We start from the raw sequence: 23233 nt of genomic DNA on the forward strand, positions 1-23233 counted from the left end.
TCAGTATGCCCTCACCGCATCAGACCGGCAGGGCTGTCTTTCCGGTTTCGCGAATGGTGAGAACCGTGGCGACGCCGATCGCGCAGACACCCATGACCCAGTATGCGGGAGACATGGCGTTGCCGGTCGATTCGACGAGCTGCGCCGCGACGTACGGAGCAGTACCACCGGCAGCGATGGTGCCGATGTTGAAACCGAGCGAGACTCCGGTGTAGCGAACGGACCTCGGGAAGAGCTCGGTGAAGAGAGGAAACGCGGGTACCTGGACGACGCCGTTGAGCACCATGTAGACGAAGTACACGATTCCGACGACGACGATGCTGGCCGTGGCACCGAGAATCATGAACGCGGGCAATGCGATCACGATGTACGCGAGGTATCCGGCGAGCAGCACGGGTTTGCGGCCGAATCTGTCGGTCATCATGCCGCTGAGGGGGAACGTGGCGCACGCCAACGCAATACTGATCGCGGATGTCCAGTACACCGCGTCCTTGGAGAACCCCAGATCGTTGATCAGGTACACACTGAAGTACGTCAGGCCGATGTACCCGGACCCGTTCATCGCGATCGCGATACCCACGACGCGCAGCACCGACCACGGGTTGCGCTTCACCACGTCGGACAGCGGGCTCTTGGTGACCTGGTTCTTCTCGGCCATCTCCTCGAATTCGGGGCTGTCCTCGAGCTTCAACCTCACCCGCAGGCAGACGACAGCCAGGGGCAGAGCGAGAAGGAACGGAATTCGCCATCCCCAGGACGACATCTGCTCGTCGGTGGTGACAAGGGCGACCAGACCGACAACCGCTGCGGCGACGGCGAATCCGAGTGTCGAACCGATCGGCGTGAACGATCCGAAGAATCCCCGACGGTTGGGCGGCGCGGACTCGGCGATGTACGTTGCGGCGCCGCCGATCTCACCCCCGGCCGAGAACCCCTGCGCCAGGCGGATGATCACCAGCAGAACCGGAGCGAGGTAGCCGACGGACGAGTGCGTCGGAAGCAGCCCGAGGATGCCGCAGGCGATGCCCATGCAGACGACGGTGATGACCAGAGCGGATCGCCGACCACGTCGATCGCCGAGGCGGCCGAAGAAGATGCCGCCGAGGGGACGTGCGACGTAGGCGACGCCGAACACGGCGAGTGTTGCCAGGATCGACACTCCCGGGCTGGTGGACGGGAAGAACAGCGGAGCGATGACGACGGCGAGGAACCCGTACACCGCGAAGTCGTAGTACTCGATCAGAGTTCCGACGCCGCCGGCGATCGCGGCCCGTCTGGCGGTGGTGTTCGACTTTCCGGGGCTTGCCACGTCGGTCCTCGTGGATGGGTGCGGCGCATTGGTCATGTCGGCTGTCCTTGCTGTACGAGTGACTGCTGTACGAGTGACTGCTGTGCGAGTGACTGCTGTGCGAGTTGGTGCTCGGCGATGAGGAGTTCGTAGGATCCGCCGGCCTCGATGACGGCGACGGTCCTGGGGTTCGGGGGCGAGCCGACGAGTTCGGTTCCGTCGTCGGTGCGGAGGGTCGCGGAGCGCCAGTCCAGCGTCACGGATTCACCCGTCGCCACGGCGGTGGACACTCCGGGAACGGTGATGAGCGGCATCCCGTTGAACGTTTCGCCTCGCCAGAATCCGGGCGAGAACGACTCGGCGACGATCGCTGCGATTCCGGCGTTGCGCAGCGCGACCATCGGCGGGTAGTGCGGGTGACCGTATCCGAAGTTCCGGCCACCGACGATGATGTCTCCCTGCCGAACTCGGTCGACGAACCCCGGGTCGTAGGCGTGCATGCACACGGACCTGAGGTGGTCGGGGTCGTAGGACTTGATGTTGGAGACCCCGACGACGAGGTCGATGTCGAAGTCGTCGCCGAAGATCCAGGCGACTCGTCCCTCGATGACGTCGGGTGGTGGTGGATAGGCACTCACGTCATGAACTCCATTCTCGAACGGTTCCGGCCAGGGCACTCGCCGCAACCGTGTACGGCGATCCCATGTAGATGTTCGCGTCGGAACTACCCATCCGGCCGGAGATGTTGAGAACTCCCGTGGAGATGCAGTTCTCACCTGCCTGGAGTGGCTTCTGATAGCCGAAGCAGAAGTCGCAGCTCGACACCGCGATGGTGGCCCCTGCGGATCGGAGTACGTCCAGAATTCCCTCGCGCTCGGCCTGCTCGTGTACCTGCTGCGAGGTCGGGACGACGTTCAGTTCGACGCCGGGGGCGATGGTGTTGCCGTCGAGCACCAGGGCAGCGGCACGAAGGTCTTCGATACGCCCGCTCGCACAGGATCCGATGAAGGCCTTGGTGATCGGCGTTCCGGCGGCCTCCTTCGCGGTCATGGTGTTCGCGGCGCGCGCCGAGCCTGGCTGTACGACGCGGGGGACGACCTCCGACAGATCGATGGTGTGCCGGGCCGCGTACACGGCGTCGGCGTCGGGGTGAACCGGCTCGAAGCTCTGGCGTGCAACCGTGTTCGCGTACGCCAACGACGTCTCGTCCGGCTCGAACACAGCGGACACTGCACCGGTGAACATTGCCATGCCGCACAGTCCTTGACGGTGATCGATCTTCATCGACCGAGCGCCGGGACCGCCGAATTCCATGACCTGGTGCGCGCATCCGTCGGCGCCGACGAGATCGATGATGGTGTGGACGAGGTCTCTGCTGTCCACGCCCGGGGAGAATTCACCGACGAGATCGAACCGTGTGGTGGCTGGAATGTCGACGTACACCTTCCCGGTCACCCATGCCTCGATGAGATCGCGTCGGATTCCCCACCCGAGCGCTCCGAACGCTCCGACGCCGCTGATGTGGCCGTCGAAATGAACGAGGAAGTCGCCCGGAATCGCCAGTCCCAGTTCGGCCGTCAGCTGGTGGCCGATTCCGCGGCCTTCGTGCAGTTCGATCCCGTAGAACTCGCACCAGTCACGCGTGACCTTGTGGACCTCGGCTTCTTTGTCGTTGTTCTTCGTCAACATGTGGTCGATGAACACGACGTACCGACTCGGATCCTCGAGCTCGGTGATGCCGAAGTCCTCCCGCATCTGACGGAACATCACGTCGGTGTACCCGGGGAAGTCGTAGGCGATCATGCGGGCCGGACGGACCGGGTGATTCTCACCCGCGCGTACCGTCTCGCTGTCGCAGGTGCGAGCCAGAATCTTCTCGGTCATGGTGTAGCCGGGACTCGTCGGGTGGGGACTCATTTGGCAGCCTCGGGGAGGTATTTGCGCTGTTTGGCTTCGACGTCGGAGAAGCCGATGAGGTCGACGAATTCGTGGTGCGACAGTGCGTCGGCGCTGACCGCGGCGGGAGCTTCGCCCCCGGCGAGGCGCCGCAGTGCCGTTTGCGCGGCGCCGGTTGCCGCCATGAGAACCTGCGTCGGCAAGAGGGCGAGTCGAACTCCGATGCGCTCCAGCACTTCCGGAGTGAAGTCGCGTTCGGTCCAGGTCGACGCCGTCAGCGTGGCCATCAGTGGAACGCCTACCTCGTCGTGGCAACGCTCCCATTCCTCGATGGTCTCGAACGTCTTGGTGACGGGCATGATCATGTCCGCGCCCGCCTCGACGTATGCCTGCGCACGACGGATCGCGTCGTCGCCCCGAGCATCGGTGCGCGCGATGAGCAGCACCGTGTCGGGTGTGGAGTCTCGCACGGCACGGATCTTGCCCGTCGCCTCTTCGACGTCGACGAGTGCCACCGGGTCGCCGACACAGATGGGGCAGGACTTGGGAGACACCTGGTCCTCCATGAACATTCCTTGCACGCCTGCGTCGACGAACTTCGTCGCGGTTCGTGCAGCATTGACGGCGTTGCCGTAGCCGGTGTCGATGTCCGCGACCAGGGGAAGTTTCGAGGTTTCCCGGATGGTCCTGATGGCCTGAAGGTTCTCCGTCATGGTGTACAGCTCGGCATCGGGGAGTCCGAGCGCAGCGGACACCGCGAATCCCGACGCGCACAGTGCGTCGAATCCGGCCTGCTCGGCGAGCTTGGCCGTCAGACCGTCCCACACCCCGGGGGCGTAGACGAGTCCGGCGGAGGTGAGGTCCTTGAGGGTGGGAGTCGAAGCCGTCATCACTGAGTCCGTTCCGTATTGCGGAATGAGTTCCGTATTTCGTGATACGAAGCTAGAGTGGTCCGGGTCACATGTCAACACGGCACCCCGAAGACGCCGGTTCGTATGATGGCCAGACCGATCACGGACTACCCCCGAAAGCGAGTAACCAGTGGCTGCGCCCTTCCAGTCCGACACCCAGGCGGGACGGGACATCGTCGGAGCCGTCCTCAAGGCATGCACTCTGCTGGAGCATTTCGACGCCTCCCGCCCGGTCTGGACTCTCGGAGATCTCACAGCGGCGAGCGAGATGAACAAGACGACGGTGCATCGCTTGATGACCACTCTCGTTCACGCTGGGTGGATCGACCGGACGGCGGACGGGGCATACCGCGTCGCGATGCCGGTGTTCGAAATCGGCTCGGCGGCATTGGTGAACCTGGACATCCGAACGGCAGCGCGGCCGTACATGACCCAACTCGCCGACGCATTCGGGGACACCGCCTACCTGATGGTTCCCGCCGAGGAAGGTGCCGTGTGCATCGATCGGCTCGAAGGGAACAATCCGTTGGTGGTCGCGGGCATCAACATCGGCTCGGTGCTGCCCTACCACGCTGCTGCAGGCCCCATCGTGATGCTCGCCAACTCGGACACGTTGCGTGACAAGTGGATACAGAGCGATCTGCACGCATTCACCGAACACACCGTCACCGACGCAACCCGCCTGCGCGAGCACCTCGACGCCGTCAGAACTGCCGGATATTCCGTGAGCAATTCCGACTACCTGACCGGCGTCGCCGCTGTCGCCGCCCCGATCCTCGGACGAGGAGGAGCCGTCGTGGCCTCCATCAGCATCGGCGGACGAGTCGAGGCATTCGAGGGCGAAGCCCTGGACCGGAAGATCGAACGCGTTCGCGACGCTGCCACCCGGCTGACGCGTGCTGCCGAGGCGTTACCTCAGCGAACGTGACGTTTCGGTCCGTGATCGGGCCGTCACTCTCGCCCCCGACACCTACTCCCGAGCGTCGGTAGCCTGGACAGAGTGAAGGCCGCCCCGACCATCGGATCTCTCCTGCTCGCGTGTGCTCTCGTCGGCGCCGACGCCGTGTCCGCCCCCGGCGAGATCCGGTCGCAGGCACCCGCCACGGCGGTACCCGCCCTCGGACTCACCTCCGTTCCGGAGGCGGTGTCCGCCGACATGGTCGCCGGAGTGGGCGACGGCACCGCGAGTGTCGAGGAGTCGTCGGGCTCCGCCTCCCGCACATCGGCGTGGGACGAATTCCCGTACCTCCGCTACACCGCGACGTTCGCCCCCGGAGTCGAATCCGCTGTTCTCACGTGGAACGGCACCTCCGTCAACACCAACGATCTTGCAATGCATGTGCGCGCACCCGGGTCGGACTCCTGGGGGCAGGCCGTCGCCGTCGCCCGCCCCGACACCAGCGGGGGCGACATCACTCTCGCGGCGCCCGTGACGGGAATCGACGGCGACGTCGAGGTGATGATCATCGACAGCCCCCGCGCCGATCGGTCCTTCGTCGACGACAACGCCTCTCCCGACGGCGCTTTCGCCGAGCCGGGCACCTACGACTTCGCGCTGCAACACATCAGTGACACCCAGTACATCTCGCGGGACGATCCCACCGTCTACGACGACATGACGCAGTGGACCGTCGACAATGCCGAGAAGCACGGCATCGACTACAGCATGCACACGGGGGACATCATCCAGAGTTGGATCAGCCCCGGCCGTCCGGATGCGCAGTCGCGCATCGAATTCGAGGCTGCGAGCGAGTCCATGAAGCGGCTGGAGGATGCGGGTGTTCCGCACGGGGTGCTCCCCGGCAACCACGACAACCTGTGGAATGTCGCGGGCAAACTGGTGCCCGGAATGCACGAGCAGAACCACGCTCTGTACAACGAATACTTCGGCCCTCAGCGATACCGAGATCAGCCGTGGTGGGGTGATTCGTTCACGGCCGAGGACAATTCGGCACACTACGACCTGATCGACATCGCAGGCGCGAAGTTCCTGATGCTCTACATCGGATACAACCCGCCCGAGAAGGTCATGAAGTGGGCCGAGCAGGTTCTCGACGATCATCCGGATCGGAACGTCGTGATCGGCACCCACTACTACCTGGAAGAAGGCGGCGAGAAGAAGCTGATGGCCTTCGGCGACATCGGCGCCAGCTCGGGTCAACAGATCTGGAACCGCCTCGTGAAGCCGTACGAATCGGTGTTCCTCGTGTTGTCGGGGCATGTCGACGGGCAGGCCACCGTCGTCGACAGAGAGGTCGACGACACCGGCCGCACCGTCGTCCAACTCCTCGCCGACTACCAGTACTTCGAGGTCGACGGCGAACGCGCCACAGGCTTCCAACGCCTCCTGCAATTCGACGTCGACGGCGGACAGATGGCCGTCACGACACATTCACCTGCTCTGAATCGGTTCGACGCGGAGAACTACGATCCCCGACGCCGATTCGTCCCCGAGGACGGAGAATTCGTCACCGACTTCACACTCCGCGCCGACGTTCCCCGAGCCGTCAGCGCGCGATAGCCGCCCAGGTGTCTTCCTGTGTACGTGGGCCGAGCAGACCTGATTGCGTGACAACGACTTCCGTCGCACCTGCATCGTAGTAGCGCTGAATTCCTGCCTTCACGTCGGCTGCGGATCCGACCAGTACCAATTCGGCCGCCCGCTCCACCCCTTCCTCGGCCACCACCCGCTGATACGACGGGATGGCATCGTAGAAGGACATGGCATCCTCGGCGGCGGCCCGGCCGGCGTCCACGTCGTCGGTGACGAGCGCGGCAACGAACGCGATGACGCGGACCGGTTTCCGGCCTGCGCCGGAGGCAGCCCTGTTCACCTGGGGAACGATGCTCGTCTCGAGTACCCGCGGACCGGCCAGGAAGGGCAGGATGCCGTCGGCGAGTTCCCCGCTGGCCCGTAGCGCCCGCGGTCCCATCGCAGCGACGAGCAATGGTAGATCCGTGCCGGCGCCGGCCACGGTGGTCGGCAACGGCGGCGCGGCGGTGATGAACTCGCCGTGATGATCGGCGGTTCCCGTCTCCACGAGCGATCTGGCGACGGTGAGGAATTCACGAACCCGGTCGACGGGTTTCGAGTAGGTCACGCCGAACGCTCGCTCGACGAGGTCGGGTGCGCCCAATGCCAGACCGAGCTGGAACCGCCCCTGAGTCGCAGCCTGTACGGTTTGCGCCTGCGACACCACCAACAGCGGATGACGCGCGAAGATCGGGACAGCCGAGGTACCGACCTTCAGCGCGGGAACCTCCCGTCCGACGATTCCGGCCAGGGTGATCGCGTCGTAGTCGAACCTCTGCCCGAACCACGCGGAATCGAATCCCGCGGACGCCGCGACCGTCGCCTGACGGACCACGTCGTCGACCGCATTTCCCTCGTCACTGGTGCTGAGCGCAACTCCGATAGTCTTTCTTCCGACAACCAGTCGGCGAGGCCCCTGGATTCCCGGTTCGCGACTTTCGCTCAGCCTGATTTCAATCCGCGTTCACGTCCGAACACCGTCCAGATACTCGAGCACGGCCAGCACTCGACGGTGCTGCGCATCCGAGGGAGGCAGATCGAACTTGGCGAAGACATTGCCCACATGCTTCTCGACGACCCGCTCGGAGACTGTCAGCTTGGACGCCACCGCAGAGTTCGTCAAACCCTGTGCCATCAATGCGAGCACCTCCCGTTCACGGGGTGTCAACCTGTCCAACGACGTCCGCCGCTTGCTGGCGCCCATCAACTGGGTGATCACCTCGGGATCGAGAGCGGTGCCGCCCGCCGCGACGCGAGCCAACGCCTCGACGAATTCGCCGACGTCGGCGACACGATCCTTCAGCAGATACCCGACTCCCGACGCCCTGTCCGCCAACAGTTCTGCCGCATAGCGCGTCTCGACCCACTGGGAGAAGACCATGACCCCCGTCTCCGGGCGTCGGCGTCGAAGTGCCACTGCCGCGACGAGACCCTCGTCGGTGAAGCTCGGCGGCATCCTGATGTCGATGATCGCGACGTCGGGACGATGCTCGTCGACGGCGGCCTCCAGCGCCTCGGCGTTTCCGACTGCCGCACACACCTCGTTGCCACGTTCGATCAGCAGCTGCGCCAGACCATCCCGCAGGATGACGTTGTCCTCGGCGATGACGATTCTCACGACATCATCCTTTCTCGGTCATCGGCAGCACCAGGGTCACGACCGTCGGTCCACCTGCCGGACTGGCCACTGTCATCGTTCCGTCGACCGTCGATGCTCTCGACTCCAGCCCGGTGATTCCTGTTCCGGCACCGGGTACGGCTCCGCCGATTCCGTTGTCCCGCACGGCGACGACAACCCGGTTCTGCTCCTCACGGACCGAGATCCATGCGGTCGACGCATGAGCGTGCTTGACGATGTTGGTCAGGAGTTCCGCCACACTGAAGTACGCGATCGTTTCGACACTCCTGCTGGGCCTGGACCCCAGGTGAACCGAGAGCACGGTCGGCACGGCCGACCGAGCCGCGAGTGTCTTCAGTGCCGCCTCGAGCCCGAGATCCAATGCCGGCGGGTGGATACCGCGAACGACCTCCCTGAGTTCGCGAAGCGCGTCCTTTGCCGTGCCGTGGGCGGCGGTGATCAATTCTGTCGCGTCCTCGCCTCGTGCGAGTTTGTCCTCTGCTCGCCCCAAGGCCATTGCCATCGTCACCAGACGTGCCTGGGTTCCGTCGTGCAGATCTCGTTCCACCCGGCGCAACGTCGCGGCCGAATCATCGACCGCCACAGCGCGCGTCGTCTCCAGTTGTGCGACCCGTACGTCGTACTCGCTTTCACCGAGCAAGGCCTCGATCAGGAAGCGCTCGACAGCGGCCAGCAGTCTGATCGGCCACGGTGCAACGAAGAGGCACACGATTCCGAGCAGAACGAGCACGATCATCTGCGGCCAGGTGTCGAAGTAGACGGAGCCGAACGACACGAACGAAAGCCGCACGTTGCCGTCGCTGTCGAGCTGAGTCGGATCGAAGACAACTCCGACGACCGGAGACAACGCCATCGCGAGCGCGATGACAAGAAAGAGAAATGCTCCGAATGCGCTCGCCAGCGCCACGACCGACTGAATGACCATGAACAAGATCGCGCGCCATCCCGCCCGATCGGTCAATGCAGCGGCCAGTGACCCGACCACGCCCTGCCACCGAAACGGCTGCGGCGCAGGCACGTGCGTACCCAGAAGTCGATCCGACAGCAGACGGAACGCAACACCCCACGCACGCGCTCCGACAATGACCACAGCCAAGATCGGAATACCCACCAGCAGTACGACGAGGACCGTTCCGAACATGAACCCGACGAACAGATACGCAGCACCCAGCGCTCCCAGCATCGAGCTCACCAGAAGATAGCCGCCCTCGCGCCAGGTGCGGCCGTCGATCGGCGCGCGCAGTATCAGGCTCGTCATCGATCTCGCCCTCTCTCCCGTTCCGGCTGATTCAGTATCCACTGCCTCGATCTCCACCAGAGTTGTCATGCACTCAGCCTTGCCTGTCAGGGCCGACGAATCGAGGGTGCGGGCCACCATGCCGAAGGTGTGGCCAGCTACACCACGGGTCGTTCAAAGTTCAACTTGCACAGCGTTATTCATGGGAACGTGTGTTCGAAAACTTGTCGGTGGGTCTGGTTATCGTGGTGTCATGCTCATGGGGGATGAGGGTTCGGGGACAGCAGTCGACGACTCGGCGGTCGGTGACTCGGCGGTCGGTGACCCGGCGGTCGACAGTACGGGGTCGGTGTTGCCGATCGAGGCGGCGTATCTGGCTCAGGTGGTGGCGACGTTGGAGCGTCAGGTGGAGATTCTGAGTCGGATGAACATGCGCGGCGCCAGCACGGCGGATCAGCGTGCGGTGTTGGTGCGTACCGAGGCGGTGACGCGGTCGTTGTTCGGGCAGTCGCACACCTGGCTGGCGGATCTGATGGATCTGCGTGGTCTCGACGACATCTGGGGATCGGTCCCCGACGCTCTGGCGGTGTTGCTGCGGATCTCCCGCAGGCGGGCTGGGCAGCGTATCCGTTTGGCGGAGACCCTCGGTACCCGCACAGCGATGACGGGGGAACGTCTGGCCCCGGAACTGCCCGCGACAGCTGCTGCCGCGCAGGAGGGGGTGCTCGACGAGGAACCGCAGGAGGTGATCCGCAAGTTCTTCCGGCGCCTGGGCAGCAAAACCGATGTCGAGACGCGGGCGAGCGCGGAGCGGCAGTTGGCGCAGCTGGCTCGCGAGCTCGGTCCGGACGAGTTCGCGGCCGCCGCGCGCCGGTTGTACGACCTGCTCGACCCGGACGGGGATCTGACCGACGAGAGCACTCTCGCCGAGCGCTGCTACGTGAAGATGGGCAAACCCGGACCCGACGGTCTACGCAAAGGCAGCTTCGTCGTCGACCCCGAAACCGGTGCGTACATGGAAGCGATCTTCGAGAAATGGGCCAAACCCGGCATGCTCGACCCCGACGACGCCTCACCCCTCACCGACCCACCCGAACCCACACCAACGGCTGGCACAGCCGACGCAGCATCGACCGAACCGACACTGTTCGGCGGCGGCAGCGACGAAGACACTGAGGGCAGTGATGACGGCGGTAGTGGCGGCGGCGGCAACGTCGAGGGTTCGGCGAGTTCGGAGGACCATCCTGAGGTGGTCGAGCGGGCGCGGCGGGATCGTCGCAGTGTGGGACGTCGACAGCATGATGCGCTCAAGGCGATCACGCGGCAGATGTTGGCGTCCGGCAAGCTCGGTAGTCACCGCGGGCTGCCGGTCACCGCGGTGATCGTCATGCAGTGGAAGGATCTGCAAGCGGGTACCGGGCATGCAGTGACCGCGGCCGGGACCACCATCCGGATGCGTGATGCGATCCGAATGGCCTCCCACGCGGAGCAGTACCTCGCGCTCTTCGACGACGACGGTCGGCCCCTGCACCTGGCCCGCACCAAACGACTCGCCTCCGCTGATCAACGCATCGTGCTCATCGCCGCCGACCGCGGCTGCAGTTTCCCCGGCTGCACCCGTCCGGCGACGCGATCGCAAACCCACCACATCGAAGAATGGGCGCAGGGCGGGCGCACCGACATCGGGGATCTGACATTCGGCTGCGATATCCACCACCCACTCGTGGGACCGGGAGACAACGAGTGGGCGACGACGAAAGCCGGACCCGATCACCCCTACCCCGGGCGGACACTGTGGCATTCACCGGTCTCGGTCGACCCCCAGCGCCGCGGGCGGGTCAATCACTTCCATCACCCGGGGGAGTACATCGTCTCCTCCGACACACCCCTACCCGGACTCGAAAACAACACGACCCACACCACCGGCATCACCGACACGACCGGCACCACTCGAAACGGCGCCATCCGACCCCAGGATGGACAACCCACACACCCACCCACACCGAGCACCCCCACACCAAGCACCCCCACACCAAGGACCCCCACACCAAGGACCCCTGAAGCGAGCCCACCGGAACAGGACCCACCACCAGGTCGATGACCACCAGCAGGCTGCCAGTGGCTGTGTCAACCCGATCTGGGACCACGATGACGGCCTGACTGGGACCCACCTGGCACCGGCTAATCACGCCCTTGGTCTCGGTGGTCACTGCCGAGTGGCGAGGGCTATAGGTATCTGCAGACCTGATCGGGGCTACAGGTTTCGGGCTCTGGGAGGGCTGCATCGTCGCGGAGCGCAGCCACGTTGTCGCGAAGTGTTGTGAGGTCGGCGATCTGCGCGTCGATGTCGGCAAGGCGCGCGTCCAGCAGGTCACGTACGTGGCCGCAGGGAGCTTGGCCGTGGTCGCGGATGTCGAGGATCTGCTTGATCTGGGCGAGGGTGAGCCCGGCCGCTTGGCCGCGGTGGACGAAGTCGATCCGGCTGACCGCGTCGGGGGTGTAGTCGCGGTAGCCGGCCGGTGTGCGTTCGGCCGGGGGCAGCAGCCCTTGCTCTTCGTAGAACCGCAGAGTCTTGGTGGTCGTGCCTGCCGCCTCGGCGAGTTCTCCGATCCGCATCCCGGCCTCCATCGTGTCGCAGGTCTCGCTTGACCTTCCCCTTTACTGGAAGGTCCAGTATCGCTGCATCAGGAGCGTTTCCCAACAGTTCTGGGAGGAATCGGGATGCAGACCAGGTACGACCTCGCGATCATCGGATCCGGCGGCGGTGCGTTCGCGGCGGCCATTCGTGCGACCTCTCTGGGCAAGTCGGTGGTGATGGTCGAGCGTGGCACGTTCGGCGGCACGTGTGTGAACACCGGCTGCGTGCCGTCGAAGGCACTGATCGCAGCCGCGGAGGCCCGGCACGTGGCCGCGGACGCGCCGACCCGGTTCCCGGGCATCGCCAGCGTCGCGGGCGCGGTGGACATGCCGGCCCTGATCGGCGGAAAGCAGGATCTCGTCGAGGCCCTGCGGGGTGAGAAGTACGTCGACGTCGCCGACTCCTACGGTTGGCAGGTCCGCCGCGGCAACGCCGCGTTCGCCGGCACTCCGGATTCGCCCCTGCTCGAGGTCGCCGCGGCGGATGGCAGCGTCGAGACCATCGAGGCAGCGCAGTACCTGGTGGCCACCGGGTCCCGTCCCTGGGCCCCGCCGATCCAAGGGTTGGAGGAGGCCGGGTACCTGACCTCGACTACGGCGATGGAGTTGACCGAGGTCCCCGACTCGCTGCTGGTGCTCGGTGGTGGCTACGTGGCCCTGGAGCAGGCGCAGCTGTTCGCCCGGCTCGGGTCGACGGTGACCCTGCTGGTTCGGTCCCGGCTCGCGTCGAAGGAGGAGTCGGAGGTCTCCAAGGCACTGCAGGAGGTCTTCGCCGATGAGGGCATCCGGGTGGTCCGCCGAGCGGTCCCGACCCGCGTGACCCGCGACGCCGCCACCGGCCAGGTGGTGGTGACCGCGGACGTCTCCGGTGGCGCGCAGGAGTTCCGCGCCGACGAGGTTCTGGTCGCTCTCGGCCGCCGACCGGTGACCGACGGGCTCAACCTCGACGCGGTCGAGGTGAAGACTGGCGAGGTCGGCGAGATCGTGGTCACCGACCAGCTGCAGTCCTCCAACCCGCGGATCTGGGCGGCCGGTGACGTGACCGGGCACCCCGAGTTCGTCTATGTCGCCGCCCACCACGGCACCGTGGTCGCCGAGAACGCCTTCACCGACGCCGAGCGGTCGGTGGACTACATGCGGCTGCCCCGGGTCACGTTCACCAGTCCCGCGATCGGCGCAGTCGGGATGACTGAGGCCCAAGTCCTCGCGGCCGGGATCCGCTGCGACTGCCGGGTGCTCCCGCTGGAATACGTGCCGCGAACGCTGGTCAACCGGGACACCCGCGGCTTCATCAAGATGGTCGCCAACGCCGACACCGGCGAGATCCTCGGCCTGACCGCGGTCGCCAAGGACGCCGGCGAACTGGCCGCCGCGGGCGTCCACATCATCGGCAAGACCATCGCCGAGGTCGCCGACGCCTGGGCGCCTTACCTGACCATGACCGAGGGCATCCGGATCGTCGCGAAGGCCTTCACCACCGACGTCTCCAAGCTCTCCTGCTGCGCCTGACCCGCACCCACCCCACTCAACGAAGGAGGCATCCGCGATGTCGGACCTCAGCACCCAACTGCCCCAACGACTCACCCGACCCGAGGAGACCGGCCTTGACGCCGGCCTGCTGATCCCGCTGCTGCGGCTGCTCGTCGACGGCGACCCCGTCACCGTCGAGCAACTCGCCGCGGCTGCGAGCCGCACCCTCGATGACGTACGGCGCGGTCTCGCGGCGGTGCCGGACACCGAGTACGACGATCAGGGCCGGATCATCGGCCAGGGCCTCACCCTGCGCCCCACCCCGCACCGGTTCACCGTGGCCGGTGAGGAGCTCTACACCTGGTGTGCGCTGGACACGCTGATCTTCCCCGCCCTGCTGGACCGCCCGGCAAAGGTGGAGTCGGCCTCCCCGGTCAGCGGCGAGCCGGTTCGGGTCAACGTCGACCCCACAGAAGGTGCAACCAGCGTCGATCCGCCCACCGCGGTGGTGTCGCTGGTGAACCCGGAGCAGATCACCTCGATCCGTTCCTCCTTCTGCAACCAGGTGCACTACTTCACCTCCCCCGAGGACGCCGCGGGCTGGCTGGCCGAGCACCCCGGCGCGGAGGTGGTCCCGGTGGCCGAGGCGTGCCGGATCGGGGCCGCCCTCGCCACCGGCCTGCTCAACCGCCTCCAGGCGCCCGCCGCGGCCGACGACAGCCACAGCTGCTGCTGACCCATACCCACTGAAGGGAATGAGAACACCGATGATGTCCAACCACGACGATCGCCCGGGAGGCAGCGGCCTGCTCCTCGGAGCCGGCGCCGCGCTGCTCATGGTCGCCTGTTGCGCCTTGCTCCCCATCCTCATCGCCGGTGGCGCGATCGCCGGTATCGGCGCGTTCCTCCGCAACCCGTGGGTCATCGGCGCCGGGATCGCCCTGGCGATCCTCGCGCTGATTGCCATCTCCCGCCGCGGCGGCGGCACCGCCGGCCACGGCTGCTGCCCGCCCATGCCCACCAACGAAAACGTCGACCCGAAGGACGAGCAGAACCGATGAGAATCACCCGCCGCCACCACGCCGCGCTCTCGATCGCCGCCGTACTCGCCGCCGGATCGCTGACCCTGACCGCCTGCGGCAACAGTGCCGACCCCGCGACCGCCGGTTCCGGTTCACCCGCCACCGTGACCAGCGTCGATGGCCAGCAGATCAGCCTGCCCGCCAACGGGAAGCCCACCGCGGTGTTCTTCTTCTCCGTCGGGTGCGGCGAATGCGTCAACGGCGTCCGGTCCCTCGGCGAGGCCGCCACCACCGCCGAGAACGCCGGCACCGTGGCAAGCTTCCTCGCCGTCGACATGGACCCCGGCGAATCCAAGGCCCTGATCGGCGACTTCATGGAGTCCGTCGACGCCGAACACGTACCGGCCGCAATCGACGATGGCGCGGCACTCTCCCGGCGATTCGAGGTGGCCGCTCTGTCCACCCTGATCGTCGTCGACGCCGACGGCACGGTGACCTTCCGCGCCACCGACCCCGACGCCGCGACGATCACCGCCGAACTGGCAAAGGCCGGAGCCTGACCCATGGGCGGACTGCTCACCCTCGCCTTCGCGGCCGGCATGGTCGCGCCCGTGAACCCGTGCGGGTTCGCGCTACTCCCGGCCTGGATCACCCACACCCTCGGCGACACCGATGCCTCAACGGTCCCGGTGCGGCTGCTGCGGGCGCTGCGGGCCGGTCTCGTGTTGGCGGTGGGGTTCGCCGGCACCCTCGCGGCAGCTGGCCTGGTAGTCAGCGCCGGCGCCCGAGGGCTGATTCGCGCCGCGCCGTCGCTTGGCCTGGCCGTCGGCATCCTGCTGGTGGTTCTCGGCCTGTGGATGCTAGCCGGACGCTCGGTCTCGGTGCGGGTGCCTCGGATCCCCGGCCGGGCAGCCGCGGGACTCCCACCCACTGCCCGGATGGCTGCGTTTGGGGTCGGCTACGCGCTGGCTTCGCTGTCGTGCACGTTCGGGGTGATCCTCGCGGTCATCGCGCAGGCGCAGGCCACCTACAGCTATGCCGGGCTCCTGCTCGTCTTCGGTGTCTACGCTGCTGGCTCGGCGACCGTCCTGCTGCTGCTCGCCCTGGCCACCGCCGCGGCAGGCAGCGGACTCACCCGCCACGTCGCGCGATTGGCCCGCCATGGCCCACGGGTCACCGCTGTCGTCCTGCTGCTCACCGGCGCCTATCTGGCCTGGTACTGGTACCCGGCGGCCACCAGCGACGCCCCGGTCGCCGCGGGCCGTGGTGGCGGACTCACTGACGTCTCCGCGGTGGTCTCCAGCTGGATCCAGACACGGGCGACACTCATCGGCGCGCTCGCTGCCGCGTCTGCGCTGGTAGTGCTGGCGCTTGGGGTTCTCCAGCGACGCCGCCGGATCCTTCGGGGGCGCCCGATGACCACGCGGGACAGCACGCAGTGACAGCCCACCGGGTGCGGCGTGCGCACGAAACAGGCTCGGTTGATTGCGTCACCGCGACGCGTTCCCTGACCGGGTCGACGCCAGCCGGTAGGAGTCGGTACCAGTTTCGATGATGTTGCCGCCGAAGGTGAGGCGGTCGACGATGGCCGCGCACAGGCGCGGGTCCGTGAAGGTCTTGGTCCAGCCGGCGAAGCCCTCGTTGGACGCGATTGCCACGCTGTTCTTCTCCTCTCGCTCGGTGAGGACCTGGAAGAGGAGTTCGGCGCCGCGGCGGTCCAGTTCCATGTAGCCGAGCTCGTCAATGCAGAGCAGGTCGACGCGGCCGTAACGAGCGATCGTGCGGGCCAACTGCTTCTCATCGGCTGCTTCTACAAGCTCGTTCACCAGCCTCGTGGCGAGGGTGTACTTTACCCGGAATCCCTTTTCCGCGGCTGCGGTCCCCATGCCGATGAGCAGGTGAGACTTGCCGGTGCCGGAATCCCCGATCAGGCACAGCGGCTGGCCCTTCCGCACCCACTCGCCGGTCGCCAACTGGTGGATGGTGGCGGGGTTGATGTTCGAGTTGGCGTCGAAGTCGAAGTCCGCGAGGAACTTGCTCCGCGGGAACCCGGCGCCGTTCACGCGCCGGATGGTGGACCGACGGTCGCGGTCGTCGCACTCGGCCAGGAGCAGCTCGGCGAGGAATCCGGTGTAGGTCAACTGGTCCTTGTTCGCCGCCGCGACCGCGTCGCCAAGCAGGGCCCGCATGGTCGGGAGCCGGAGCCTCCGGCAGGCCTGGTCGACCGCCGCTACGGCGGCTTCCTCGGTCAGGCCGCGGCGGCGGCGCAAGGTGGTGGTCACGCTGGTGACTGTGCTCATCGGGGTGCTCCGCTCTCATCGGGACTCATCGGGTCGGGGTGGTGGTCGGTGCCGGTGCGGCGGCCGAGCAGTTGCTGGTATTTCTCCATCGACGGCAGCGGCCGGGTGTCGGGCGGGAGGCCGGCGATGACCGCGGCCGGGTCGAGCAGCAGGCGTTCGGTGAGGGACACGACCTTCCGGCTGCGCTTGGCGTCGCCATCTCGTCGTTCGCCATCGCTGGGCTGCGCAACGGGATGACGGTCTGAACTGGCCCCGGTGGGCGCTGCGAGGGTGGTGTGCAGGCGTGCTTCGACCGCGACCACATCAGCTGAGACTGCACCGACGCTCACTGCGGCGAGCAGCCCGGCTTCGACTTCGTCGGCGGCCATGGCGCGGTGCAGTAGGAGCACGTCGATCAGTTCCCGGGTGCCGACCGCATCCCCGAGCCGCCTGCGGGCGTTCGCCCAGAACGCCTCATGCGCAGGCGTGAACGCCCCCGATTCGCGGGCCTGCGCCAACGCGGTGGAGCCTGGCAATGCGCCCGGCTTACCCTTGAGCACCTCGAGGTAGTGGTCGAGGTTCACCGACTGGCCACCCCTTGTGATGACGCGGGCGTGCCGGGCGATCTGGAGTCGGCCGTCGAACACGACGACCTCGGATGCGCGCAAGGAGACGCGGACGCGGCGGTGGATGAACCGCGCCGGGACGGAGTACCGGGCCATGCGGACGGTGATCATCGCGGAGCGGTCGACCATCGGGTTCAGCATCAGCCCGGGGTCGAACCCCTCGACCGGGAGCGGCGCGAGGTTCTCGCGTTCGGTCGCGAAGTCCTCGCCGACGGTCCGGATCCGCGACGAGATCCGTCGGCGGTCGTCGGCGGCGTCCAAGGCACGGACCTTCTCGTTCAGCTCGTCGAGCGAGTCGACGACGGGCATGGGCACGAGGTGCTGGCGGCGGAACCGGCCGACGTCGCCTTCCACACCGCCCTTCTCATGTGCCCCGGCGATGCCCGGCTGGCAGTAGAACGCGTCGAACCCGAAGTGAGAGCGGAACAGCACCCAGCGGTCGTTCTCTACCCGCTCACGACCGCGCGCGTTGACGACCCGGGTGACTGCGGCGGTGAGGTTGTCGTACCGGACGTGCCGGGCGGGGATGCCGCCGATCTCGTTGAACGCGGCGATGTGGCCCTCGAGGAACGCCTCTTGGCCTTGGGTGGCGTAGATCCGGTGCACCGCCTTCCCGGAGTAACTCAACCTGAATGTGAAGAGGAAGACCTTCGTCTTCACCCCGGCCAGGATGACGTAGAGCTCGCCGAAGTCGACTTCTGCTTCTGCGCCTGGCGCGTGCTCCTGGGGGATCATGACTTCGACCCGGCGGCCAGCTTCGAGGCCGATCTGCGTGCGGCGGATGCGGACGTAGTCGCGAACCGTCGAGTACGACACCTCAATGGCGTCGTGTTCCTCGATGAGGCGGACGTGGATCCGGCGGGCGGTGTGCCGTTGCTTCCGCGGCGCCTCAAGGTCGGCGCGGAGCATGTCGTCGATGGCCGACTTGAACGGATCCAACCGGGGCGAGGAACGCACCGGGGTCTTCCGCGGCGGTGGTTCCGCGGACGTGAGGGCCCGGCGAACGGTGCCGCGTCCGACTTGGTGCTTGCGTGCGAGCGCTCGGATCGACATGCCCTCGACCCGGGCGTCCCGACGGATCGCAGCGAACAGTTCCACACGCACCCTCATCCCGAAACCCACTTCCGGTGCCGCGAGGACCGCTGGATGCGGGTCCTCCTGACGCCACGGAAGTGGGTCCAGATCAAGCCGTCACGACGCCACGCCGAAGCCCGGGTGGGTCCCGAATCAGACCGTCACACTGGTCCCGAATCAGACTGTCACCGCCACTGCCAGCGGCACCCACGCTCCACGTGTGCCGCGCACAGTCATGCCCGCAGAAGCAAAGTAATGCGTAGTAGCAATATCAGTGCGCCACAAGGTCGATCATCGCAGCGGGCAGCGGGCAGCGGGCAGAGGGCAGCGGGCAGCGGGCAGCGGGACAACGCGGTGGCCTGAGCCCTAGCCCAAAGCCCGAGCCTAAGTCGCCGCTCGGTGCCGAGGAATTACCCACGTCGCCCGGGTAGTTCTACTCAGGACTCGGGGTTGGGCGACGACAACACTGAACCGCATGACAACACCAGGGATCGATCCGCGATTGGTTTCCGGCCTCGCGAGCCAGTTCGCCTCCTTGAGCGAGCAGATGCGCCGGGTGTCCGGCGACCTCGGCGTCCTGCAGAGCCAGCTGACTGTGCCTCGGACGGAACAGCCCAGCCCGGCTTCGCAGCCTGCGGTCCACTACCCGTCGCAGGGAGTTCCGTATGCGTACCCGGGTTCGTCTCAGCAAATCCATCCGCATGCGCCCACGCACCAGCCTGCATCCATGCATCCACAAATGCCCGTACATCCGCAAACGCCCGTACATCCGCAAACGCCGGTGCGCCCCCAGGTGCCGGCGCAGCCTCGGACGCCGGTGAGGTCTCCGGTTGCTCCGAGGCAGCCTGCGCCGAAGGCGGAGCCCTGGTGGCAACGCGACGGTGTGATCAGCCGCGTACTCGCAGTCGCGGGTGCAGGAGTCACTCTGGTCGGCGTGGTCATGCTTCTCGTGCTCGCGGCACAGGCCGGATGGTTCGGCCCCGAGCTCAGGGTCGTAGCCGGGGGAGCTTTCTCTGTCGCACTGGTGTACGCAGGGTCGCGGATCTACCGCAAATCCGGTGGACGGGTCGGTGGAATCGCAACCGCAGCAACAGGTATCGCCGGGCTCTATTTGGACGTCGTGGCGGTGACCGTCATCTACGAGTGGCTGGAGCCCGCGATCGGACTCGTAGCGGCATTCGGGATCGCGGCGGCAGGCGTCGCGCTGGCCGTCTCGTGGCGCTCGCAACCGATGGCAGTCCTCATCCTCGCCGGCGTTGCGGTGTGTGGGCCGGTGGTCACCGGCGGAATCACGTTGTCGCTCATCGCGTTCTTCACTGCCACGTTCATCGCGAGCTTCGCTGCGCAGCTCGGCCGTGACTGGCCGTACCTCGCTGCCGTGCGGACGCTCCCCGTTGTGGTGGCCACCCTCGTCGGGATCGCTCAGGCGGTCAGCTTGGATGTGGTGGGGAGCGACGCATTACCGCTCCTGATCGTTTCGGGGATCGTGGCCGCGTTCGGTGTCGGTAGTTCAGTGGAGTTGTTGCGTCGCAATGCAGCCGACGTCATGGCGTCGGTGATGGCCGGAGTATCCGCCGTTCCAGTCCTCGCGGTGGGAACGCTGTTCGAGCCGTGGGCAGTGACCTTGGTCGAGGGTGTGGTCGCGATAGCCTGCGTCGTCGTGATCGCGATGGTCTCCTGGTTGCCTGCCCTCGCCCGTACGATCCTGACGATCGTCGGCTCGCTTGCGCTGCTGCAGGCAGTGCTCGTACCGACGGCAACCGAACTGCGGCCGCTCGCTTTGCTGGTCGTCTCCGCTGTACTGCTCGCTACGGCGCACCGCGGAACCTCGAAGCCGGCGTACTACTCGGCCCTGGCGTTCGGCCTGTTCGGTGCACTGGGATATCTGGTGGTCTCCCCGCCCGCAGCGATGATGGATGCGCGTTATGCAACAGACGAATTCGGTGTCGTGCTCGCTGGCGTGCTTCTCGCGATCGTATTGGCCGGACTGGTAATGGTCGGTATCCAGCTGAAGATCGTGGAGAAGAACGCGCAAGCGTGCTCGGTGGTTGCCGGACTGGCGTCTCTCTACGCATTGGCGTCGGCAACGGTTGCCCTCGGAGTGGCGGCGATCGGCGGAACCACCGGATTCGTCGCCGGACACTGCGCCGCAACCATCGAAGCCATGGCGATCGCGATGGCACTGCTGGCTTTCGGCCTCAAGAGCGAAAAGTACGCGCACACTGCACTGTTGGCCGGACTGTCTCTGACCGCGGTGTCCGTCGCGAAACTGTTCCTCTTCGACCTCGTGGCCTTGGACGGACTGTTCCGAGTCGGAGCTTTCATCGTTGTCGGACTGCTGCTGCTCTTCGCAGGCACACGCTACGCAAAGGTGTTCGCCGACCGCGCCGCGAGCTGAATCAGCACGACGCTACCCGTCGCGGTTCCTGCTGCTCAGGAGCTGCGACGGGTAGCGCTGGTCTACAGGTACTTCTCGCCGAGACCCAGCTTCTGTTGAACTTTCTTCATGGACTTCGGTGCCCACCAGGCGCTGTCGCCGAGCAGCTTCATGACCGACGGCACGAGGAACATCCGAATGACCGTGGCGTCGATGATGAGTGCCGCGATCATTCCGTACGCGATGTACTTCATCATCACCAAGTCCGAGAATGCGAACGACCCGGTGACGACGATCAGAATCAGCGCCGCAGCGGTGATGATTCGCCCCGAATGGGCTGTCCCGATGCGCACCGCGTCCGTGGTGCTGGCACCCTTCTCCCGCGCTTCGACCATCCGTGAGAGCAGGAACACTTCGTAATCAGTGGACAATCCGAACACGATAGCGCCGATCAGCAACAGAATCATCGCCATGATCGGACCGGGTGTGAAGTTCATCAGGCTCGCACCGTGGCCGTCGATGAAGATCCAGGTGAGGATCCCCATCGTCGCACCGAGCCCCAGAGCGGTCATGAGGACGGCTTTGATGGGCAGGATCAGCGATCCGAATGTCAAGAACATCAGCAGCGTCACAACGAGGACGACGAGGACCGCCGTCAGTGGAAGTCTTTCCTCCAACGCCTCGATTGAGTCGTATTCGATTGCAGGAGTTCCGGTTACGGATACCGTCGCGCCGTCGGGACCCTCGATTCCGCGTAGGTGTTCGATTGCCTCGGACGATTCGTTCCTGTCTTCGAGACCAGCTTTGAAGACGATGATGCCGTCCTTGCTGGTGCCCGTCGGTGAGAATTTCTCGACGAGACCGGGTGCCTCGTTCGCCTGCTTGGTGATCTGCCCGAGCGAAGATCCCTGCGCGCCCTCGATGACCAACTTCAGGGGCTCGGTACGTTGCCCGGGAAACAACTCGTCGAACTGAGCCTGGGCGACGCGTGTGGGGTTGTCCGGCGGCAGGTAGGTCTCGTTGATTCCGCCGAACTCGATCTTCCCGACGGGAAGAGTCAGTACCAGCAGGCCGAGAACGATGACCACGGCCACCTTGATCGGACGCCGCATGACCGAGGAAGTGAGCTTGCCCCACATCCCGTTCTCGATTTCCTCGGACGAGCGGGTCTTTCGCATGAACTTCAGACCCAACGCGTCCACGCGTGGCCCGAGAATTGCGAGGAGCGCGGGAAGCACCGTCACCGCGGTCAGGGCGGCAAGCGCAACAGTCGCAATCGACCCGTAGGCAACCGATTTGAGGAACCCGTGCGGAAAGAGCAGGAGACCGCCCAGGCTGGCCACGATCATCGTCGCCGAGAAGACCACCGTTCGCCCGGCCGTCATGACCGACCTCTTCACGGCGTCCGCGGTGGTGCGACCGTCTCCGAGTTCTTCACGGAAACGCGAGACGATGAACAGGCCGTAATCGATGGCGAGACCGAGACCGACCATCGAGACGACCGGGGCGACAAAAGTGTTCACCTCGGTGAAATCGGTGAACAGGCGCACGATTCCGTTGGCGCCGACAACCGTCAGGCCACCCACGATCAACGGCAGCGCCGCAGCGACCACACCGCCGAAGACGAAGAACAGCAGAACCGCGACAGCAGGGATGGCGAGGATTTCCATCCGGTGAATGTCTTCGGACATCGTCGACTGCAGTGCCCCCGCCACCGCCTGCAGACCGGTCACCTGGACATCACCGCCCTGGCTGTCGACATCAGGAATGTAGAACGCGTCCTTCACGTCCTGAAAGTTGTTGGTCAGCTCGGTGTCGTCGTCTCCGACGATGGCGATGCTGGCGATCGCGTGACGCTTGTCCTCGGTCGCGAGCGCCGCAGCGCTGACGACGCCGTCGACCTGGAAGTAGGTGCCGTTGATCTTGGCGATTCGATCCGGGTGGTCGGCGACGAGCGAACCGAGGCTCTTCGTCACGGCCGCGGTGAAGGCCGGATCGTCGACGGTCTTGCCCTCGGGCGCGGTGTACAGAACGATGACGTCGCCCTCGGTGTCGCGTCCGAACGTGGAGTCGGCGAGCGTAGCCGCAGCCACCGATTCCGAACCTGGATCGTCGAACCCGCCCTGGCTCAGATGGTTCTCGAAACCCACTCCGTACGCAGCCATCGCGAGGAGGCCCGCGACCATCACACCCAACACCGTGTACCGCCAGCGATGGACGAGATCTCCCCAGGTGGCGAACACT

General features: G+C 66.0%; 20 protein-coding genes. 9 read left to right on the forward strand and 11 right to left on the reverse strand.

Annotation, left to right across the window (positions count from 1 at the left end; genetic code table 11):
* Positions 1–19 precede the first annotated feature (19 nt).
* From CH292_RS12365 to CH292_RS12380, 4 genes are read right to left on the reverse strand one after another with little or no spacing between them, the layout of a single operon-like run.
* Positions 20–1345 (reverse strand): MFS transporter, encoded by a 1326-nt coding sequence (locus CH292_RS12365; RefSeq protein ID WP_019667001.1) that lies wholly within the window; start codon positions 1343–1345, stop codon positions 20–22.
* Positions 1342–1926 carry a 3-isopropylmalate dehydratase gene (locus tag CH292_RS12370; RefSeq protein WP_094626539.1) on the reverse strand — a complete coding sequence of 195 codons (585 nt, stop codon included), beginning with the start codon at positions 1924–1926 and terminating at the stop codon, positions 1342–1344. Before CH292_RS12370 ends, CH292_RS12365 begins: the two co-directional genes overlap by 4 nt.
* 1 nt (position 1927) lies before the next feature.
* Entirely contained in the window at positions 1928–3172 is a 1245-nt protein-coding gene (locus CH292_RS12375) for an aconitase family protein (RefSeq protein WP_019667003.1), read from the reverse strand.
* Between the two features lie 29 nt (positions 3173–3201).
* Complete coding sequence (locus tag CH292_RS12380) at positions 3202–4074, reverse strand: oxaloacetate decarboxylase (protein WP_019667004.1); 873 nt, start codon at positions 4072–4074, stop codon at positions 3202–3204.
* Between the two features lie 151 nt (positions 4075–4225).
* Here CH292_RS12380 and CH292_RS12385 point away from each other — a divergent pair, with 151 nt between their 5' ends.
* Both CH292_RS12385 and CH292_RS12390 read left to right on the forward strand, forming a co-directional pair.
* The gene (locus tag CH292_RS12385) at positions 4226–5023 is read left to right on the forward strand and encodes an IclR family transcriptional regulator (protein WP_019667005.1); all 798 of its coding nucleotides are present in this window, start codon (positions 4226–4228) and stop codon (positions 5021–5023) included.
* Between the two features lie 72 nt (positions 5024–5095).
* Positions 5096–6616, forward strand: coding sequence for a metallophosphoesterase (locus CH292_RS12390; RefSeq protein WP_094654858.1), 1521 nt, complete (start codon positions 5096–5098; stop codon positions 6614–6616).
* Here CH292_RS12390 and CH292_RS12395 read toward each other — a convergent pair.
* Genes CH292_RS12395 through CH292_RS12405 form a run of 3 tightly spaced genes read right to left on the reverse strand, consistent with a single transcriptional unit; the run spans position 6603 to position 9525 of the window.
* Complete coding sequence (locus CH292_RS12395) at positions 6603–7532, reverse strand: TIGR03564 family F420-dependent LLM class oxidoreductase (protein ID WP_094654859.1); 930 nt, start codon at positions 7530–7532, stop codon at positions 6603–6605. The two genes, CH292_RS12390 and CH292_RS12395, sit on opposite strands and share 14 nt — an antisense overlap.
* Positions 7533–7592: 60 nt before the next feature.
* A complete protein-coding gene (locus CH292_RS12400; protein WP_020112485.1) occupies positions 7593–8246 on the reverse strand; it encodes a response regulator transcription factor in 654 nt (217 codons plus the stop codon).
* Positions 8247–8250: 4 nt separating this feature from the next.
* Positions 8251–9525 carry a sensor domain-containing protein gene (locus tag CH292_RS12405; RefSeq protein WP_256978071.1) on the reverse strand — a complete coding sequence of 425 codons (1275 nt, stop codon included), beginning with the start codon at positions 9523–9525 and terminating at the stop codon, positions 8251–8253.
* Between the two features lie 232 nt (positions 9526–9757).
* Here CH292_RS12405 and CH292_RS12410 point away from each other — a divergent pair, with 232 nt between their 5' ends.
* The gene (locus tag CH292_RS12410; RefSeq protein ID WP_094654861.1) at positions 9758–11605 is read left to right on the forward strand and encodes an HNH endonuclease signature motif containing protein; all 1848 of its coding nucleotides are present in this window, start codon (positions 9758–9760) and stop codon (positions 11603–11605) included.
* A 125-nt stretch (positions 11606–11730) separates the two neighbouring features.
* Here CH292_RS12410 and CH292_RS12415 read toward each other — a convergent pair whose 3' ends face one another.
* A complete protein-coding gene (locus CH292_RS12415) occupies positions 11731–12120 on the reverse strand; it encodes a heavy metal-responsive transcriptional regulator (protein ID WP_006246584.1) in 390 nt (129 codons plus the stop codon).
* Positions 12121–12225: 105 nt separating this feature from the next.
* Between CH292_RS12415 and merA the strand changes: the two genes are divergently transcribed.
* The 5 genes from merA to CH292_RS12440 are packed head-to-tail and all read left to right on the forward strand — an operon-like array spanning position 12226 to position 16075.
* Positions 12226–13650 carry a mercury(II) reductase gene (gene merA, locus CH292_RS12420; protein ID WP_006246583.1) on the forward strand — a complete coding sequence of 475 codons (1425 nt, stop codon included), beginning with the start codon at positions 12226–12228 and terminating at the stop codon, positions 13648–13650.
* Positions 13651–13687: 37 nt separating this feature from the next.
* Positions 13688–14347, forward strand: coding sequence for an organomercurial lyase MerB (gene merB, locus CH292_RS12425; protein ID WP_006246582.1), 660 nt, complete (start codon positions 13688–13690; stop codon positions 14345–14347).
* Between the two features lie 19 nt (positions 14348–14366).
* Positions 14367–14672: a hypothetical protein gene (locus tag CH292_RS12430; protein ID WP_040538777.1), complete on the forward strand. Its 306-nt coding sequence runs from the start codon at positions 14367–14369 to the stop codon at positions 14670–14672.
* Positions 14669–15193 (forward strand): redoxin family protein, encoded by a 525-nt coding sequence (locus CH292_RS12435; RefSeq protein ID WP_006246580.1) that lies wholly within the window; start codon positions 14669–14671, stop codon positions 15191–15193. The genes CH292_RS12430 and CH292_RS12435 overlap by 4 nt, the downstream gene beginning before the upstream one ends.
* A gap of 3 nt (positions 15194–15196) precedes the next feature.
* Entirely contained in the window at positions 15197–16075 is an 879-nt protein-coding gene (locus CH292_RS12440; RefSeq protein ID WP_048472691.1) for a cytochrome c biogenesis CcdA family protein, read from the forward strand.
* A gap of 48 nt (positions 16076–16123) precedes the next feature.
* On the opposite strand, the gene istB is transcribed toward CH292_RS12440, so the two are convergent.
* Both istB and istA read right to left on the reverse strand, forming a co-directional pair.
* On the reverse strand, positions 16124–16933 hold the full coding sequence (gene istB / locus CH292_RS12445; protein WP_006246577.1) for an IS21-like element helper ATPase IstB: 810 nt from the start codon (positions 16931–16933) through the stop codon (positions 16124–16126).
* The gene (istA, locus tag CH292_RS12450; protein ID WP_008720624.1) at positions 16930–18648 is read right to left on the reverse strand and encodes an IS21 family transposase; all 1719 of its coding nucleotides are present in this window, start codon (positions 18646–18648) and stop codon (positions 16930–16932) included. Before istA ends, istB begins: the two co-directional genes overlap by 4 nt.
* An 847-nt stretch (positions 18649–19495) precedes the next feature.
* Here istA and CH292_RS12455 point away from each other — a divergent pair.
* Positions 19496–21010, forward strand: coding sequence for a DUF2339 domain-containing protein (locus CH292_RS12455; RefSeq protein ID WP_094654862.1), 1515 nt, complete (start codon positions 19496–19498; stop codon positions 21008–21010).
* Positions 21011–21072: 62 nt separating this feature from the next.
* On the opposite strand, the gene CH292_RS12460 is transcribed toward CH292_RS12455, so the two are convergent.
* Positions 21073–23232, reverse strand: a complete 2160-nt coding sequence (locus CH292_RS12460) for an MMPL family transporter (protein WP_094654863.1) — start codon at positions 23230–23232, stop codon at positions 21073–21075.
* Position 23233 lies beyond the last annotated feature (1 nt).

It is taken from the genome of Rhodococcus sp. 14-2470-1a, from assembly GCF_002259425.1.
In the GTDB taxonomy this organism is placed as follows: Bacteria; Actinomycetota; Actinomycetes; order Mycobacteriales; family Mycobacteriaceae; genus Rhodococcoides; species Rhodococcoides fascians_E.

Bases quoted from the DNA above. Each gene is read 5' to 3' on its own strand.
- CH292_RS12365 (WP_019667001.1), bottom strand. From the start codon at position 1,345: ATGACCAATGCGCCGCACCCATCCACGAGGACCGACGTGGCAAGCCCC.
- CH292_RS12375 (WP_019667003.1), bottom strand. From the start codon at position 3,172: ATGACCGAGAAGATTCTGGCTCGCACCTGCGACAGCGAGACGGTACGC.
- CH292_RS12380 (WP_019667004.1), bottom strand. From the start codon at position 4,074: ATGACGGCTTCGACTCCCACCCTCAAGGACCTCACCTCCGCCGGACTC.
- CH292_RS12405 (WP_256978071.1), bottom strand. From the start codon at position 9,525: ATGACGAGCCTGATACTGCGCGCGCCGATCGACGGCCGCACCTGGCGC.
- CH292_RS12410 (WP_094654861.1), top strand. From the start codon at position 9,758: ATGCTCATGGGGGATGAGGGTTCGGGGACAGCAGTCGACGACTCGGCG.
- CH292_RS12415 (WP_006246584.1), bottom strand. From the start codon at position 12,120: ATGCGGATCGGAGAACTCGCCGAGGCGGCAGGCACGACCACCAAGACT.
- merA (WP_006246583.1), top strand. From the start codon at position 12,226: ATGCAGACCAGGTACGACCTCGCGATCATCGGATCCGGCGGCGGTGCG.
- merB (WP_006246582.1), top strand. From the start codon at position 13,688: ATGTCGGACCTCAGCACCCAACTGCCCCAACGACTCACCCGACCCGAG.
- CH292_RS12430 (WP_040538777.1), top strand. From the start codon at position 14,367: ATGAGAACACCGATGATGTCCAACCACGACGATCGCCCGGGAGGCAGC.
- CH292_RS12435 (WP_006246580.1), top strand. From the start codon at position 14,669: ATGAGAATCACCCGCCGCCACCACGCCGCGCTCTCGATCGCCGCCGTA.
- CH292_RS12440 (WP_048472691.1), top strand. From the start codon at position 15,197: ATGGGCGGACTGCTCACCCTCGCCTTCGCGGCCGGCATGGTCGCGCCC.
- istB (WP_006246577.1), bottom strand. From the start codon at position 16,933: ATGAGCACAGTCACCAGCGTGACCACCACCTTGCGCCGCCGCCGCGGC.
- istA (WP_008720624.1), bottom strand. From the start codon at position 18,648: ATGAGGGTGCGTGTGGAACTGTTCGCTGCGATCCGTCGGGACGCCCGG.